The following is a 16,015-nucleotide window of genomic DNA, read 5'->3' on the forward strand; positions in this document are numbered from 1 at the left end:
TGAAGCCCTGTTGGGGGCGCCCTAATCTCTCGTGAAACGCGAAAAGGACGAACCATGAGCCAGAAGCGCAACATTTTCGAAGAGGTGGGCGAGAGCAGCCCCAAAGAGGCCCCCAAAGCGGTGGGTGTGATCGACAGCGGCACCAAGGGCGCGCGCCGGGGTATCCGGGCGTGGCTGATGGTGCTTTTTGCGCTTGTTGTGGTGATGATTGTCGTCGGTGGGCTGACACGTTTGACCGAAAGCGGTCTGTCGATCACCGAATGGCGCCCTGTGACCGGAGCTATGCCGCCAATGTCCGAGGCCGCATGGCAGTCCGAGTTCGAAAAATACAAAGAAATTGACCAATGGCGCCTTGATAATCAGTGGATGACACTGGCGGATTTTAAAGCAATTTACTGGTGGGAATGGGGCCATCGTCAGATTGGCCGCGTGATTGGTCTGATCTGGGCGCTTGGTTTTGCCGGGTTTGCCGTGGCGCGAAAAATTCCAACGGGCTGGACGGGGCGATTGTTCCTGATTGGGGCACTTGGCGGGCTTCAGGGCGCTGTCGGGTGGTGGATGGTGGCCAGTGGCGTAACCTCGGGCGAAGATGTGACCACCGTGGCCTCTTACCGTTTGGCAACGCATTTGGGCCTGGCCTTTATTATCCTTGGGTTCATCACGTGGTACATCCTTTTGCTGGGCCGGGAAGAGCGTGACCTGATGCAGGCACGTCGGGGCAAAGAGGCTAAACCCTTTTCAATGGCCACCGGTCTGATGCATATGGCCTTTATTCAGATCCTTCTCGGGGCGCTTGTGGCGGGTATTGATGCGGGGCGCTCATTTGTTGACTGGCCGCTGATGGCCGGTCAGTTCTTTCCGCCTGATGCGTTTTCGAAAGCGCCCCTTTGGGTGAACTTTTTTGAAAATGCCGGGCTGGTGCAGTTCATGCACCGGATGTGGGGATACCTTCTGGTGATCTTCGCGGTTGTCGTCTGGCGCGCTGGACGCGCTTCGGCACATGGCGCCACGCAGTTTGCGTTTAACGCAGTGCTTGCGGCCGTCGTGTTACAAGTGGTCTTGGGCATTGTGACCGTGCTTTACGTCGCTCAGGTCCATATTGCGATCACGCATCAGGGCATGGCCATTCTGCTTTGGACCCTGATCCTGCGCGCCCGTTTCCTGGCGCATTACCCCCTAACCCGGTCTATCCGAGAAGGTTAAGTTCATGAGTGCATATGATGATTTGATGGCGTTCCAGCACACCACACAGGCGCTGGCGCAGGTTGCGGGCCGTTTGGGATGGGATCAGGAAACCATGATGCCGCGCGGGGCCGCACCCCAGCGTGCCGAAGAAATGGCCGCGATTGAGGCCACCTTGCATGCGCGCCGAACAGATCCAAAAGTTGGCGAGTGGCTGGCCGCCATCGACGACACGACACTGGATGACGTGGGGCAGGCGCAGATGCGCCATATTCGCAGATCTTACACCCGGACGATGAAAGTGCCTGCCGAACTGGCTGCCGAAATCGCCAAGGTCACCAGCCGCGCACAGGGTCAATGGGCTGAAGCGCGTGCGGATGAAGATGTGGCGGCTTTTTTACCAGTCCTGGAAGAGGTTGTCGGCCTGAAGCGTCAGGAAGGACAGGCGTTGGCAGATGGCGGTGACGTCTACGACGCCATGGTTGATGACTACGAACCGGACATGACTGCGACTGAACTGGCAGCCATGTTTGATACCATGCGCCCGAGACTTGTGGACTTGCGTGCCGCGGTTCTGGCCGTAGAGGCCCCCAAGGCTCTGTCGGGCAGCTTTCCTGCACAAAAACAGATGCAGCTCACTCGCGAACTGGCCCGCACCTTTGGCTATGACATGAGCCACGGCCGCGTCGACAAGGCTGTTCACCCGTTCTCGTCCGGCTCGGGGCAAGATGTGCGCATCACCACCCGCACCAGCGAGGATGATCCGTTCAACTGTTTCTATTCAACGATCCACGAGGTCGGCCACGGCGCATACGAGCAAAATATTGACCAGGCCTATCTGCTGACTCCCTTGGGGCAGGGTGTGTCGATGGGCGTTCATGAAAGCCAAAGCCGTATTTACGAAAACCAACTGGGTCGCAGCCGTGCGTTTACCGGCTGGCTTTATGGTCAGATGGTCGAAACATTTGGGGACTTTGGTGTCGCGGACGCCGAGAGTTTTTATCGCACCGTGAACCGTGTGCATGACGGCTATATCCGCACCGAGGCTGATGAGGTGCAATACAACCTGCACATCATGCTGCGCTTTGATCTGGAACGGGCATTAATGCAAGGCGATCTGGCCGTTGGTGACCTTGAAGCTGCGTGGAACGACAGGTTCAAGGCAGATTTTGGCTATGCGGTCGACAAGCCCTCAAACGGGTGTCTGCAAGATGTGCATTGGTCAGTCGGCTTGTTTGGTTATTTCCCGACCTATTCGCTGGGCAACGTTTATGCGGGATGCCTGAACGATGCGTTGCGGATTGCGGTGCCTGATCTGGATGCGCAATTGGCCAAGGGTGATACCTCAGCGGTGACGGGCTGGTTGCGCGATGCGCTGCAACAACATGGGGGGGTGCGTGCGCCTCATGACACGATCGTGCATGCATCCGGGGTTACCCCCAGTCCCGAGCCTCTGTTGGCCTATCTCGAAGCCAAATTTACAGATCTCTATAAGCTCTGAGCTTCGCCGTCAGGTCGCAAAAATATTCACAACATCGGCGTCCTTTTCAGGGGCGCGGTTTTGTTGTCGGGCAGAGTGCCCAAAGGCCACTCCAGGGGTGCGCAACCGTGGCTCTGGCAAGAAGCTGGTGTCGATTTTAACCGGCTTCGTGCTGAGCGATGCGGTGTTTGAGGGCGCGCTGACGCTGGGATCAAGACGGCGCACCGGCACCTTTTTCTTCACAATGGATTCGTGGCGGAAATGACGCCCTTTCAGCAGCATCAGGCATTGCAGCATGGCACAAAGCGTGACGATTTCTTGCAGTAGGACGCCGGGTTTCGGCACAGCATTAAAGACGAACAATTCTAGAATGGTGTTTAAGGCGATCATCATTGCCAGAATATGAATGCTTCCACGCAACCAAATCCCAGCCATCATCGTATAAGCAGGCAAGAACATCATCGCCGTGCCCAACGCCAGGGCATAGGTCTCGGGGATCAGGCGTGACAAGGTCGGCACAAGGTTGGGACCAGGTGCAATACCGACGCTACAGGCCATCAGATAGGCCGCTATCAGCAGCCGCATCACGAGGAGTTTGAAATTACGGGAGGCGGGAGACTCCGGAGCTGTTCTTTCCATTTCGACCCTTGCCAGTCTGAAGTGAACGGCACAGCCCCCGCGTGCACATCTTTGTTGTAATTCCAACGATAGGCGGCAAATTTGACGAAAATTTGTCACGGATGCGGCCAAGCGCTGGCAGCCAATTGGGTTTTGTAGGGTTTTGGACGACCTTGGGAGGTCAAATGCTGACTTAACGCTGCGTGCAAACCATGACGCGTCCGTCTGATCGTGCCACAGACAATGTACCGTCTTCTGACGGCGTCACCGTGCGGGCATCGCCATATCCGTCCGAGCTAAGCTTCCCGTCTTCGGTCAAAGTGTATTCTGCTTCGACCGTCTTGCCACCCACAATCGCATTATAGGGAACAACACTTGCCTCTGGATCCACCTCTGAAATGATCCATTCCAGTGGTACCGGACCCATTTTACAGTCGAAATGCTGTCCGCTGATGGTGGAGAGCAGGTCTGGCCCCTTGAGCTCTTGTGCCAAAGTCGGACCCGACATGGCCAGAAGGCCCAACGTCAACAGAGAAACGCGGTAGGTCATCATATCTCCTGACTGGCTGCAGGTGCCTTAGTCATGGTCATTCCAATAGGCGGTCTTGGCGGCTTCGATCGCGTTATAAGCATCGGTCACCCGGTCCACGTCATCTTCCAACAACTCGTTGACTTTGTCGGCCAGGGGACCAAACGGTTCTCCACGGTCCTTTGCGGTTTTTAACATGGAATAGATGTCGTCATGGTCTCGGCCCTTGTCGGCATAGGCACCGATGTAATCCAAGGCACTCTGGATGAAAGCTTCTTTCAGTTGTGAGTCAGGCGCCTTTTCACGCGCGGCGTTAACGGTGGCTTTGGCTTCGGCATGGACTGCGCGCAGTTGTTCTCCACAGCCTTCAGCAAAGAACTCAGCCGAGTTGGCTTTGGCGGTATTGCCCGCGACTGTTTCCTCAAACCATTTGACGATGAAGTTGACACAGTCTTGGTCATACGAAGACGCCTTGTTGGACAAGTCCGTCATGAAGTTCATCACCGCGATACGGTCATTCAGACGCTCAACACGCTGATTTTTTTGATAAACATCGTACCGATAATAAAGACCAAAACAAAACACTACGATCGCGACAAGCGCACCAATCTTCTTCATTTCGTCATCTCACTCTTCGGTTTCAGCATCCTCATCGCCTTGTTCGGCAATCCTTGCCACAGACACGACCACTTCGCCTTTGCCGGTGTTAAAGACTTTGACACCGCCAGCACTACGTGACCGGAAGGAAATGCCTTCAACCGGTACCCGGATCGACTGACCTTTGGAGGTCGCGAGCATGATCTGATCGTCAAGCTCGACCGGGAAGGAAGCAACAAGGCTGCCGCCGCGCATGGCTTTGTCCATCGCTGCAACGCCCATGCCGCCACGTCCGCGCACAGGGTAGTCATGGCTGGACGAAAGCTTGCCCGCGCCACCTGATGTGATGGTCAGGATCAGGTTCTCAACCGCGGACATCTCAGCATAACGGTCCTGGCTGAGTTCACCTGCCGGGACGTCAGCGTCTTCGTCATCGATTTCCGCGTCATCGGCGAGACCTGCCACGGCACGGCGCATCTTGAGATAGGCGGCGCGTTCTTCAGCTTCGGCCTTAAAGTGGCGGATGACCGACATTGACACGACCTCGTCCTTGCCCGTCAGCTTGATGCCGCGAACCCCGACCGAGGCGCGGCTGTTGAATACGCGCACTTCGGTGGTGGGGAAGCGGATTGCGCGGCCCGAGGAGGTGACGAGCATCACGTCATCCTCTTCCGAGCATATGCGCGCATTGATGAGTTTCGTGTCGGCGTGATCGTCTTCGAACTTCATGGCGATCTTGCCGTTGGATTTCACATTTGTGAAGTCTGACAGTCGGTTACGACGCACAGTTCCCGCAGATGTCGCAAAGACGATCTGCAGATTTGCCCAATCATCTTCGGGCACATCAACCGGCATAATAGCGGCGATCGAGACCCCGGTTGGGATAGGCAGGATGTTGACGATGGCTTTGCCTTTGGCCGTACGACCCCCTTGTGGCAAGCGCCATGTCTTCAGCTTGTAGGCCATGCCATCTGTTGTGAAGAACAACAATTGGGTGTGAGTGTTGGCCACGAAAAGCGTGGTGACCACGTCTTCTTCTTTGGTTTGCATACCGGACAGGCCTTTGCCACCGCGCTTTTGAGCACGGAAATCGGCAAGCGGCGTGCGCTTGATATAGCCGCCGGATGTGACCGTCACGACCATGTCTTCGCGTTCGATCAGGTCTTCGTCTTCCATGTCACCGGACCAGTCGACAATCTCGGTGCGGCGCGGCACGGCAAATTTCTCGCGGACCTCTTGTAGCTCATCGGTGATGATGCCCATGATGCGGTCGCGCGACCCCAGGATTTCAAGGTATTCCTTGATCTTACCGGCCAGTTCTTCCAATTCGTCCGTAACCTCTTTGACCCCGATCTGGGTCAGACGCTGCAGGCGCAGTTCCAAGATGGCGCGGGCTTGAGTTTCAGAGAGGTTATAGGTGCCATCGTCGTTGGCGGTGTGGGTCGGATCGTCGATCAACGCGATGTATTGCAGGATCGGTTGCGCAGGCCAGCGACGTGTCATCAGTTTTTCACGCGCTTCGGCGGCATCCTGTGACTGACGGATGGTGGTCACGATTTCATCGATGTTGGTCACGGCGACGGCCAGACCGCACAGAATATGGCTGCGTTCACGGGCTTTGCGCAGTTCAAACGCGGTGCGGCGGGCGACAACCTCTTCACGGAAGTCGATGAACGACGTCAGGAAGCGGCGCAGGGTCAATTGCTCCGGCCGGCCACCATTCAGCGCCAGCATGTTGCAGCCGAAATAGGTCTGCATCGGAGTGAAGCGGAACAGTTGGTTCAACACGACTTCGGCCGTGGCATCGCGCTTGAGTTCTACAACAACGCGCACACCGTTACGGTCGGATTCATCCTGAACGTGGCTCACGCCCTCGATCTTTTTGTCACGCACCTGTTCGGCGATCTTTTCGATCATCGATGCTTTGTTCACCTGATAGGGGATCTCGTCGATGACGATGGCATAGCGGTCTTTGCGGATTTCCTCGACGCGGGTTTTTGAGCGGATGATGACACTGCCACGACCCTCAAGATAGGCTTTGCGAGCGCCTGAGCGGCCCAGCATGATGCCTCCGGTCGGAAAATCAGGTCCGGGTACATAGTCGATCAGTTGTTCGCTTGTGAGGTCCGGATCTTCAATCAGCGCCAAGGTGGCATCAACAACTTCGCCGAGGTTATGGGGCGGGATGTTTGTGGCCATACCAACCGCAATACCACCAGCACCATTGACCAGCATATTCGGGAAGCGTGACGGTAAAACCGTGGGTTCCTTGTCTTTGCCGTCATAGTTGTCTTGAAAATCGACCGTATCTTTTTCGATGTCAGCCAGCACAAAGGCGGCCGGTTTGTCCATGCGCACTTCGGTATAGCGCATCGCGGCGGGGTTATCGCCGTCCATCGAACCAAAGTTGCCCTGCCCATCCAGCAAAGGCAGCGACATCGAGAAATCCTGTGCCATCCGCACCAAGGCATCATAGATCGCGCTGTCACCGTGCGGGTGGTATTTACCCATGACATCACCCACCGGACGCGCCGATTTGCGATAGGGTTTGTCGTGGGCATTTCCGGTCTCATGCATGGCATAAAGAATGCGGCGATGCACCGGTTTCAAACCGTCCCGCAGGTCAGGAATCGCCCGGCTCACGATCACGCTCATGGCATAATCGAGATAGCTTGTGCGCATCTCGTCTTCGATGGTGACCGAAGGACCCTCGTGCTGCATATACTCGCGCGGGGTTTCTTCTTCGTTTTCAGGGGTTTCTGGCGTGTCGCTCACGTGGTGGCTCGCTTCTGTTGCGCGGTCTTCATGTTGTTGTCACAGTTATATCAGCCACAGCATATTGGGGCAATGGTTGTTCCGTATTTAGAACGCCTTTGGAGGATTGGATGGTCAGGGAGAAATTCAGCCTGCTCAATGTCGCGAAACCAAGGGGGCAACGCCCTCGATACAGATGACGTCACGTTTCCGCTGGGTCGAACCAAAAAACGGATAGGCTGAACCAAACGCGGGAGGAAATAATGAAACGTTTGCTGGTGGATCAAAAGGACATAACACAAATTGCTCTGGACGAGGTCGCCAATGCTGACTTGCTCCCCGGTCAGGCGCGACTGAGGATCAAGCGCTTTGCTCTGACGACCAACAATGTGACCTACGCCGCCACGGGGTTTGTCCTTGGGTACTGGCATTTCTTCCCCTCGGGGATCGATGGGATGGGCGTTGTGCCTGTCTGGGGTTTTGCCGAAGTGGTCGAAAGCCGGTCTGGAGACGCAGAAGTGGGCGCGCGGTTCTACGGGTTCTTTCCGCTCGCTGACGAAATCATCATGACCCCACAGGCACAGGGCGAAAGGGTGGTCATGGACGCAGCGCCGCACAGAGCCAAGCTACCTGTGGTCTACAATCGCTACACGCGCACGCATGCCAAGGCGCCGGAATGGGAGGGGTTGCAATCGTTGCTGCAGCCGCTTCTGGCCACGTCTTTCCTGTTGAGTGATTGGCTGCAGGACAATAATTTTTTTGATGCAAAACAAGTGATTGTTGGAAGTGCCTCATCCAAAACAGGGTTGGGTTTATGTAAGTTTCTGTCCGAACTGACGGAAAAGCCAGTGCAAATTATTGGTCTGACGTCTGCCGGCAACAAGGCCTTTGTCGATGCACAGTCGGGATGCGATGCCGTGGTGGCATATGACGATGTGGACGCGCTTGAGAAACGCCCCTCTGTCTATGTGGATATGGCCGGCAATGCCGATGTCAAAGCGCGACTTCATAACCATCTGGGCGATCTGCTGCATCATTCTAGTGCCGTGGGCACCAGCCATTGGGATCAGTTTCAGCCAAAGCAAGACCTGGCCGGACCCAAACCGCAGTTCTTCTTTGCCCCCAGCCAGATTGAAAAGCGCCGTGCTGAATGGGGACCGGGAGAAATTGAACGCCAGATCACCTCAGCATGGAAGCGCATTGCTGCCGACGCGCAAAGCTGGCTGGATCTGAAAGAGCATGAGGGCCTAGAAGCCGCATTGCCAGTGTATGAAGCGCTGGCCAAGGGGCAGGCGTCTCCACGTGACGGGCATGTAATCGCGCTCTAAGCAGAGCAGCTGGCGCCGCCCAGAACGCAAAACTTAGCGCAATGCTGGTGGTTTAGATGCACGGGGCGCTCTGCGTCTTCTAAGGTTGGGCCCATATCAAATTCAGGTTCATAGGGCAGCAGAGTGCAGGCAATCACCGACGGTTTGTCGGCGCCTTTGTGCTTGACGACCATACGCGAGTTTGAGCACATAACCTCGGCCGGGGATTTGTTGAGGATGCCCCAGCAAGCGGTTGTTATTTCAGGAACTTCAACAGTTCCGTCCATCTCGGGAAACAGCACGGTTGTCCCGGGGTTCATCGCGTCAATGTCAAAGCGATGGGCCTCGTAAAACCGGGCATATCCTTCGCGGGCATCAACCTCGGTTTCACCCCAAACCGTACGTCCTGCAACTGTCATGCGAATGCCATTGTCGCGCAGCCACTGCATGCCTGTGACCGTACGATCAAAGCTGCCACGACCACGCTCCTTGTCGTGCAAAGCGGCACTCCAGTGATCCACAGAGATTCTGAGCGTAAGTCGCGCACCATGCTCTGCCTGTAAGTCCAGAAGCCCTTGTTTTACAGAAGGACGCACCATCGGCTGCATCGCATTGGTAAGGACCAAAACCTCATAACCTCGGGCCAATGAACGGCGTGCCATCTCGACCATTTCGGGGTTCATGAACGGCTCACCACCGGTGAAGCCTATTTCACGCACACCCCAGTTCCGTGCCTCAAGCTGATCTAGATAGTCCGACACCTCATCAGCGGTCATATAGACCAAAGTGTCATTCTTTGGAGACGACAGAATATAGCAGTTCTCGCATTCGATGTTGCAGAGTGTTCCGGTGTTGAACCACAAGGTTTGTGGGTCATTCAGCGCGACGTGTGCACGAGTTTGCCCGCCAGCTGTGACAAACGGATCCGAAAATTTACCGATATTGGACTGGTCTTTCATACGCGCCTTCCTGTGTTGTTTCCTTGCTAGCCGAGCAGGGTGTTGGGGAAAACCCACGATCTGGTCACTGACAGAGTTGTGAAGCGGCGTTGAGGTGATAGAGTTGCGCGCGGAGTCGGCAATTCGTCGGGACAAAAAGACTAAGAGGGCATTATGGCGTCGCGTGTCATTCCGGTAGAAGCATTTGATCTGGTTGTGTTCGGTGGTACCGGAGATCTGGCTCGTCGCAAAATTCTTCCTGCCCTGTTCAAGCGCTATTGTGCAGGGCAAATGCCGGGTCCAAGCCGCCTGATCGGAGCCGCGCGATCCGAGTTTACCTCTGACGACTACCGGGATTTTGTGCGCCCGGCCCTCAAAGAGTTTGGAGAGGCCGAGGAAGGCACATCCCTCGAGGCATTTCTAAATCAGATCGAATATGTGACCATTGACGCGCGAGGCAGCACCGGTTGGCAGGAACTGTCTACCTTGCTCGAAGGGCACGACAGGATAAGGGCCTTCTATTTCTCGGTTGGGCCAGGACTGTTCAAAGATCTGGCTGAACGACTGCACGGATACCGTCTGGTAGACCCGGCCAGCCGAATTGTCGTTGAAAAACCCTTTGGCCGTGATCTTGAGACTGCGCGTGCGCTGAACAAAGTGCTGTGTCGACATTTTGCAGAAGGCCAAATCTATCGGATTGACCACTACTTGGGCAAAGAGACCGTTCAGAACCTGATGGCGGTGCGCTTTGGGAATATGCTGTTTGAGCCGCTTTGGAACGCGCAGTACATCGACCACATACAGATCACGGTGGCAGAGACGGTCGGTGTCGGCGGGCGCGGGGCCTATTACAACAAAGCCGGCGCCATGCGCGACATGATGCAGAACCATCTGATGCAGCTGTTGTGCCTCATTGCGATGGAGCCTCCGGCACAATTCGAACCGGATTCAGTGCGAGATGAAAAGCTGAAAGTGATCCGCGCCTTAAGTTCGGTTGAGCCGCACCACATCGTACGCGGACAGTACACGCAAGGAGACGGTGTTCAGGGGTTCCGCGAGGATGTCGATGATCCGCGCTCGAAAACCGAGAGTTTCATTGCTCTGAAATGCCACCTGTCGAATTGGCGGTGGGCCAGCACGCCATTTTATCTGCGCACTGGCAAGCGCCTCAAAGGACGTGACAGCCAGATCACCGTGGTGTTCAAAGATGCGCCACACTCGATCTTTGGCCCGGATGCCGGACGCCACAACAATGAGTTGACCATCCAGCTGCAACCGAATGAGGGCATCACGCTGGACGTGACCATCAAGGAACCGGGGCAGGGTGGTATGCGTCTGATCGACGTGCCGCTGGACATGAGTTTTGCCGAAGCCTTGGGGCCTGATGCGGATGCGCCCGGCGCCTATGAGCGCCTGATCATGGACGTGATCCGAGGCAACCAAACCCTGTTTATGCGTGATGATGAGGTTGAGGCCGCCTGGGCGTGGACCGATCCGATTATCAAGGGCTGGGAAGCCCGGGGTGATGTGCCAAAACCTTATGACTCGTTTACCTCAGGGCCAGACACGGCCCAACAACTGATGCGCCGGGATGGGCGTGAATGGAGAGGAATAGACCCTTGAATCTAAAATCATATCCAGATTCAGAGATGCTCGCGATTGATCTGGCAAACACCCTTGCCGACGAGTTGACCGAAGCCCTGCACAACGAAGATCGCGTGTTGTTCGCGGTTCCTGGAGGGACCTCGCCGGGACCGGTATTCGACGATCTTTGCGCGGCCGACATTGAGTGGGATCGCGTTGATGTGGTGCTGACCGATGAGCGCTGGGTGCCCGAAGACCATCCCCGCTCAAACGCGCGGCTGATCAAGGAAAGACTGTTGGTGCACCGCGCCTCCGCTGCCCGCTTTATCCCGCTGTTCACTCCAGCGCACGCCCCCGAAGACGTTTTGGCCGATCTTGAATCGATGATTGTTCCGGAACTGCCCATCGCCGTTGCGCTGATGGGCATGGGTGCAGATATGCACACCGCCTCTTTGTTCCCCAATGCGCCGGGCCTGAGTAAGGCGTTGGCATCCGACGCGCCCATCCTCGTGCCGGTTTACCCCGAAGATCAGCCCGAGGCCCGCGTCACGCTGTCGGCGCGGATTCTGGATCGGGCGATTTCCAAACACCTGCTGATCACAGGCGACGCCAAGCGCGAGGCTCTGCAAGAAGCCCTGCACATGGAGCCCGAAGACGCCCCGGTCGCGGCCGTTCTGAACGGCGCCACGGTGCACTGGGCGCCGTCCTAAGAGGATTGGTGTATTCTGGAGCGGGTAACGGGAATTGAATACCTATATCATGTAGTTGCAATCAATCGTACAGGTCACGTTTTCCTTAATAAACACATGATATTCTTGTTTCATTCTGTCGCAAATGATAGAATCCAATACTATATATTGAGGTGGACTGAAAAGGGGGACTAAAAGTTGAAAGCATTGAACAAGCTTACTGCAGCCAGGGTAAGAAATGCCCCGCCGGGCAAATACTCTGATGGTGGCGGCTTGTGGCTTTACAAACGTTCCGACGGAGGAGCCCAATGGGTGCTTCGTGTGACGGTCTTTGGAAAGCGCCGTGAAATGGGGTTGGGCGCTTAAAAGGACGTCTCTCTTAAAGAGGCGCGAGAGGAAGCTGAAGGCTGGCGGTCACTCGCACGTAAGGGGGTGGACCCGATTAAAGAGTGTGAACTTCTGCGGCGAGAAGCCGAGCGGAACATGAACATCTTGAATGATATTGCCGTTGATGCTTTTGAAAGCCTAAAAGCGTAATTAAAGGGAGACGGTAAGGCCGGTAACTGGTTTAGTCCCTTGAAACTTCACGTGTTGCCGAAACTAGGGAAAATGCCGGTTTCTCAAATCGACCAGAGAGACATTAGAGATACACTGGCCCCGATTTGGCATGAGAAGGCCAGTACAGCACAAAAAGCCATCGACAGATTGGGTGTTTGCGTGAAGCACGCAGCTGCGCTGGGTCTAGATGTGGACTTGCAGGCCGTTAGCAAAGCTAAAGCTCACCTTGGGAAGCAGCGCCACATAGTGAAACACATTCCCGCCCTGCATTGGAAAAAGGTCCCGGCTTTTTTGATAGTCTCGACGAAGGCACACCCACACAACTAGCTTTGAAATTGTTAATACTCACTGCAGTTCGTTCACATCCTCTTCGTTTCTTGCGTCTTGAGCAAATCGATGGAGACATCTGGGCCACTCCTGCAGAAGCGATGAAGGGCGATAAGGGCACCGTTACAGATTTCGCGGTGCCGCTATAAAAAGAAGCTCAACGAGTAATTGAAGAAGCCAAGCCAAATGCCCGAGATGGCTATCTTTTTCCGTCTGTTCGAAGGGTGTTATTTCCGACGCGACGATGGCGCGCTTTATGGAGCGTAGGGGTATGGGAGAGAGGCCACATGGTTTCCGATCCAGCTTCCGTGACTGGCGTGCGGATGCAACCGAAGTTCCTCGAGAAGTGGCTGAAACGGCCCTTGGCCGCGTAGTTGGTGGGGACGAAGCGGATGGCGCAGCGCAACAGCTGACGCACAGCCCAAAGCTCCATCAGCCGTCCCCCGAGGATATTGAGGCAGCCGCCGCCCGCTTGAAGACACCGGGGGCGGCGCTTTTGATTGGTGATTCCGCTCTTTTCGGACCGCTTCGCGAGCTGGCTGGCAAAATTGCCGCGGCAACAGGATGCCGGTTGTTGGCTGACACGTTGATACCCCGGATATCAAGGGGCGCGGGCGCCGCAAAACTGGACCAATAGGTATGTCCGGTGACACCAAAAATCGCGCAACTGGTCGGAACCTCGTCGATCACCCTGGTCGGCGCGGACAGGCCGGTTGCATTCTTTGCACACCCAGGAAAGCCAAGTGTTCCCGAGCCATCGGACTGCGCGATGGTAAGTTTGTGTTCGCGGACAGATGACATCAACTGGACGCTGCAATCCCTGGCGGATGCTGTCGGCGTTACAAACAAAACCAAGGTGAACGCTCTCCAGCTTGATCTACCTCGGCTGACTTTGGAAAAAGTGGGTTTGGCCCTGGCAGCTCTCATTCCGGAAGGCGCCATTTTGTGCAATGAATCCGTAACTTCGGGATTGAAGGTCCTGCCTGCTACGGCAACGGCGCGGTCTTATGAAATGCTGGCGGGAACCGGCGGCGCAATCGGTCTGTGTTTACCCTGCGCAACGGGCGCAGCCATCGCATGCCCGGAGCGGAAGGTCATCGCGTTAACAGGTGATGGGTCCGCGATGTATACCCTGCAATCGCTGTGGACGATGGCGCGCGAGAATTTGGACGTAACAGTGATTGTGTTTGCCAATCGCGGCTATCAGATTTTGCGTAATGAACTTGCCAATGTAGGTGTTACGCAATTTGGTCAGAATGCTCAGGCTTTGTTTGACGTAGAGAACCCAACTCTGGGTTGGGTGTCTTTGGCCAAGGGACATGGCGGTCCCGGGACACGAGCAGAAGATATCGACAGCTTTGTGAAAGCACTATCTGCTGGGCTCGCTGACAATGGTCCATCCTTGATCGAAGTTGCCTGCCCTTTACCGGCATAAGCCAGAAAGGGTCATTTATTCATAACGCAGAAAAACGGCAGGTTTGAGCCCATACTGACAAATGCAGCAATTAGCACGTTCGAAAAAGCGGGGGAGCGGTCATTCTCTGGGGTTAGCGCCAGAGTTCGTTAGCCGGAATTTTATCAAAGATTTCAGAACGGCCTCGCCAAGAACCGACCAAATCCACGATTGTCTCCAGAACGGAAACAAGTTGATATTCTTGACTTTGATGTAAATCAAGTTCTTTTCACAAGTAATATTCTAATATGTGCATGTGAATATGCCGTTGCTATAATTTCTATTCTTATCTGTACTTTTCAGCCTTCACTTATCGGCATTCTCATTAACTGCCATCGAAATCGGGTGGCTGAAATTGAATAAAAGTTACGGGGGTAACATGAAAACTAGTAGAATGATTTTGATGTCGGCCATCTCCGGCATGGCATTGTCAAATGCCGGTTTTTCCAGTGCAGCCACGATTACTGGATGGAACACTGACAACGTAGTAGTTGACAACTCAGCGCCTGTGGACGGAATCACAGGGGCCAGCGTAGTTTATGATCAAAATCCGTCAAATACGGGCGCTACGAGTAACGGCCAAATTACTTTTACGCCCCCAGAGGCGTACGCCCCAGGCATCAAAGTTCAGCCCGAGGTATACACTCAAGGCGGCTCTGGCGGCAGCGGTCTTACACTTGATGGCTGTATTATGACGTCAAACCCGGGCGCTATTTGCACGAGCGATTTCCAAAGCGGTAAACGAGTGAAAACTCAGGTAACTGGCACAGAGCCCCTTGATTTGGTGTTCGACGTTCAAGCTGGTGCAGAAGCCAATTATCAGATGTTTTACCGTCTTATCAACGCGACGAGTAAATCTCTTGCAGGGTTTGCCCTCGAAATTGGTTTTGGAGTCGGAAACGAATTCGTTCAGGCGACTGCAAGTGATGGCATCACATTTTCCACTGATTTTATGGCGAAGCCTTCGACAGCCAATGCATCCGTCACGACGCAATATCCATTTGGCCTTTTTGGAGATGCATCAACCAACCCGAATTTTGATCTTGATGGATTCTTCGCACCCGAACGGTCGGGCATGGACGTTTTGCAAACGGCAACATCGATTACCAGCTCCGGAATTTTCGGACCGTATAACGACATCTTCGGATCATGGATAACGCGCGAAGGTGTACCCGAAGGGGCGTTCTGGGATCATGATTTCGATGATTCAACCGAGGCACTGTTGATGGCCTATCTCAACAGTTCGGGGCAATGGGAAATGCGCCGTGACATTGACGAATATGGTGTTGCGTACAGTTTAACCGGATCGGATGTTAAGTATTTCGGAAGTTTCAGCGAAGTTTCGGATTACTTTGGCTCAGGCTATGCTCTATTTGACGATGATGTAGAGGATTTGGCGAACCTGAACCTCAACTTTGCGTTTAACCTATCGAGTTCTGTTGAAAGTGGTTCGTTCACATTACGAACAACTGTGTCACCAGTTCCGCTTCCTCTTTCCGCGCCTCTTTTGGGGGCTGGGATTGGATTGTTAGCGATGGTTGGGCGTCGTCGCAAGCGCCGTACCAACTAACGGATCACAATCCAGAGACAAGCTATGGTCCCGCACTCGAAACTAAGGGTTGTGCGGGGCCAATATCATAGATATCGCCCAGCCCTTTGTGATCGACACAGAACACCCTCTCGTTATTCGAACTTGGAAGGTGTCCCCGAAGACCGAACAGACTGGATAACCAACTCGATGGCAAGACCACACTGCTGAAGTGAGTGAATGGCAAATCCGAGTCTAATCAGAGGCAGTAGCGCTCCAATTGCCAACGGCCGCCCTTTTCGGCGCTGCAGAGGCTCGAAACAACTCTTGCCGTACGCGGGATCCGTGTTGCTCTAGGAATCTTACTGCTACCAAAACGATCCGCGCAATGTCCGCTAATGGGATGTACCGGCTGCTTCACCCAGCAGGTTAGGCTGAGCCTATTTCTGCAAATAGGAGAAGTAGCATGGC

14 protein-coding genes are annotated in these 16,015 nt (G+C 54.8%); 9 read left to right on the forward strand and 5 right to left on the reverse strand.

Annotated features, from left to right (window positions below; genetic code table 11):
* Positions 1–54: 54 nt before the first annotated feature.
* On the forward strand, positions 55–1,203 hold the full coding sequence (ctaA, locus tag Q0932_RS06225) for a heme A synthase (protein WP_299350595.1): 1,149 nt from the start codon (positions 55–57) through the stop codon (positions 1,201–1,203).
* Positions 1,204–1,207: 4 nt separating this feature from the next.
* Positions 1,208–2,683 carry a carboxypeptidase M32 gene (locus tag Q0932_RS06230; protein ID WP_299350597.1) on the forward strand — a complete coding sequence of 492 codons (1,476 nt, stop codon included), beginning with the start codon at positions 1,208–1,210 and terminating at the stop codon, positions 2,681–2,683.
* A 9-nt stretch (positions 2,684–2,692) separates the two neighbouring features.
* Here Q0932_RS06230 and Q0932_RS06235 read toward each other — a convergent pair whose 3' ends face one another.
* The 4 genes from Q0932_RS06235 to gyrA form a co-directional block, all read right to left on the reverse strand.
* Complete coding sequence (locus Q0932_RS06235; protein ID WP_299350599.1) at positions 2,693–3,412, reverse strand: hypothetical protein; 720 nt, start codon at positions 3,410–3,412, stop codon at positions 2,693–2,695.
* Positions 3,413–3,473: 61 nt separating this feature from the next.
* The gene (locus tag Q0932_RS06240) at positions 3,474–3,830 is read right to left on the reverse strand and encodes a hypothetical protein (protein ID WP_299350600.1); all 357 of its coding nucleotides are present in this window, start codon (positions 3,828–3,830) and stop codon (positions 3,474–3,476) included.
* Positions 3,831–3,857: 27 nt separating this feature from the next.
* On the reverse strand, positions 3,858–4,427 hold the full coding sequence (locus tag Q0932_RS06245; protein WP_299350601.1) for a hypothetical protein: 570 nt from the start codon (positions 4,425–4,427) through the stop codon (positions 3,858–3,860).
* A gap of 9 nt (positions 4,428–4,436) precedes the next feature.
* The gene (gyrA, locus tag Q0932_RS06250) at positions 4,437–7,181 is read right to left on the reverse strand and encodes a DNA gyrase subunit A (RefSeq protein WP_299350602.1); all 2,745 of its coding nucleotides are present in this window, start codon (positions 7,179–7,181) and stop codon (positions 4,437–4,439) included.
* Between the two features lie 242 nt (positions 7,182–7,423).
* Between gyrA and Q0932_RS06255 the strand changes: the two genes are divergently transcribed.
* The gene (locus Q0932_RS06255) at positions 7,424–8,488 is read left to right on the forward strand and encodes a DUF2855 family protein (RefSeq protein ID WP_299350604.1); all 1,065 of its coding nucleotides are present in this window, start codon (positions 7,424–7,426) and stop codon (positions 8,486–8,488) included.
* Here Q0932_RS06255 and Q0932_RS06260 read toward each other — a convergent pair.
* Entirely contained in the window at positions 8,485–9,426 is a 942-nt protein-coding gene (locus Q0932_RS06260) for a radical SAM protein (RefSeq protein ID WP_299350605.1), read from the reverse strand. The genes Q0932_RS06255 and Q0932_RS06260 overlap by 4 nt on opposite strands.
* Positions 9,427–9,579: 153 nt before the next feature.
* Here Q0932_RS06260 and zwf point away from each other — a divergent pair, with 153 nt between their 5' ends.
* The 6 genes from zwf (at position 9,580) to Q0932_RS06285 (ending at position 15,586) form a co-directional block, all read left to right on the forward strand.
* Positions 9,580–11,028: a glucose-6-phosphate dehydrogenase gene (gene zwf, locus Q0932_RS06265; protein WP_299350607.1), complete on the forward strand. Its 1,449-nt coding sequence runs from the start codon at positions 9,580–9,582 to the stop codon at positions 11,026–11,028.
* Positions 11,025–11,699, forward strand: a complete 675-nt coding sequence (gene pgl / locus Q0932_RS06270; RefSeq protein WP_299350608.1) for a 6-phosphogluconolactonase — start codon at positions 11,025–11,027, stop codon at positions 11,697–11,699. The genes zwf and pgl overlap by 4 nt, the downstream gene beginning before the upstream one ends.
* A gap of 252 nt (positions 11,700–11,951) precedes the next feature.
* Complete coding sequence (locus Q0932_RS20540; protein ID WP_366141393.1) at positions 11,952–12,044, forward strand: hypothetical protein; 93 nt, start codon at positions 11,952–11,954, stop codon at positions 12,042–12,044.
* A gap of 790 nt (positions 12,045–12,834) precedes the next feature.
* A complete protein-coding gene (locus tag Q0932_RS20545) occupies positions 12,835–13,200 on the forward strand; it encodes a hypothetical protein (protein ID WP_366141391.1) in 366 nt (121 codons plus the stop codon).
* A 9-nt stretch (positions 13,201–13,209) separates the two neighbouring features.
* On the forward strand, positions 13,210–13,998 hold the full coding sequence (locus tag Q0932_RS06280; RefSeq protein ID WP_299350610.1) for a thiamine pyrophosphate-dependent enzyme: 789 nt from the start codon (positions 13,210–13,212) through the stop codon (positions 13,996–13,998).
* A 421-nt stretch (positions 13,999–14,419) separates the two neighbouring features.
* Positions 14,420–15,586, forward strand: coding sequence for a choice-of-anchor F family protein (locus Q0932_RS06285; RefSeq protein WP_299350611.1), 1,167 nt, complete (start codon positions 14,420–14,422; stop codon positions 15,584–15,586).
* Positions 15,587–16,015: the final 429 nt, after the last annotated feature.

Source organism: uncultured Shimia sp. (assembly GCF_947498095.1).
In the GTDB taxonomy this organism is placed as follows: Bacteria; Pseudomonadota; Alphaproteobacteria; order Rhodobacterales; family Rhodobacteraceae; genus Shimia.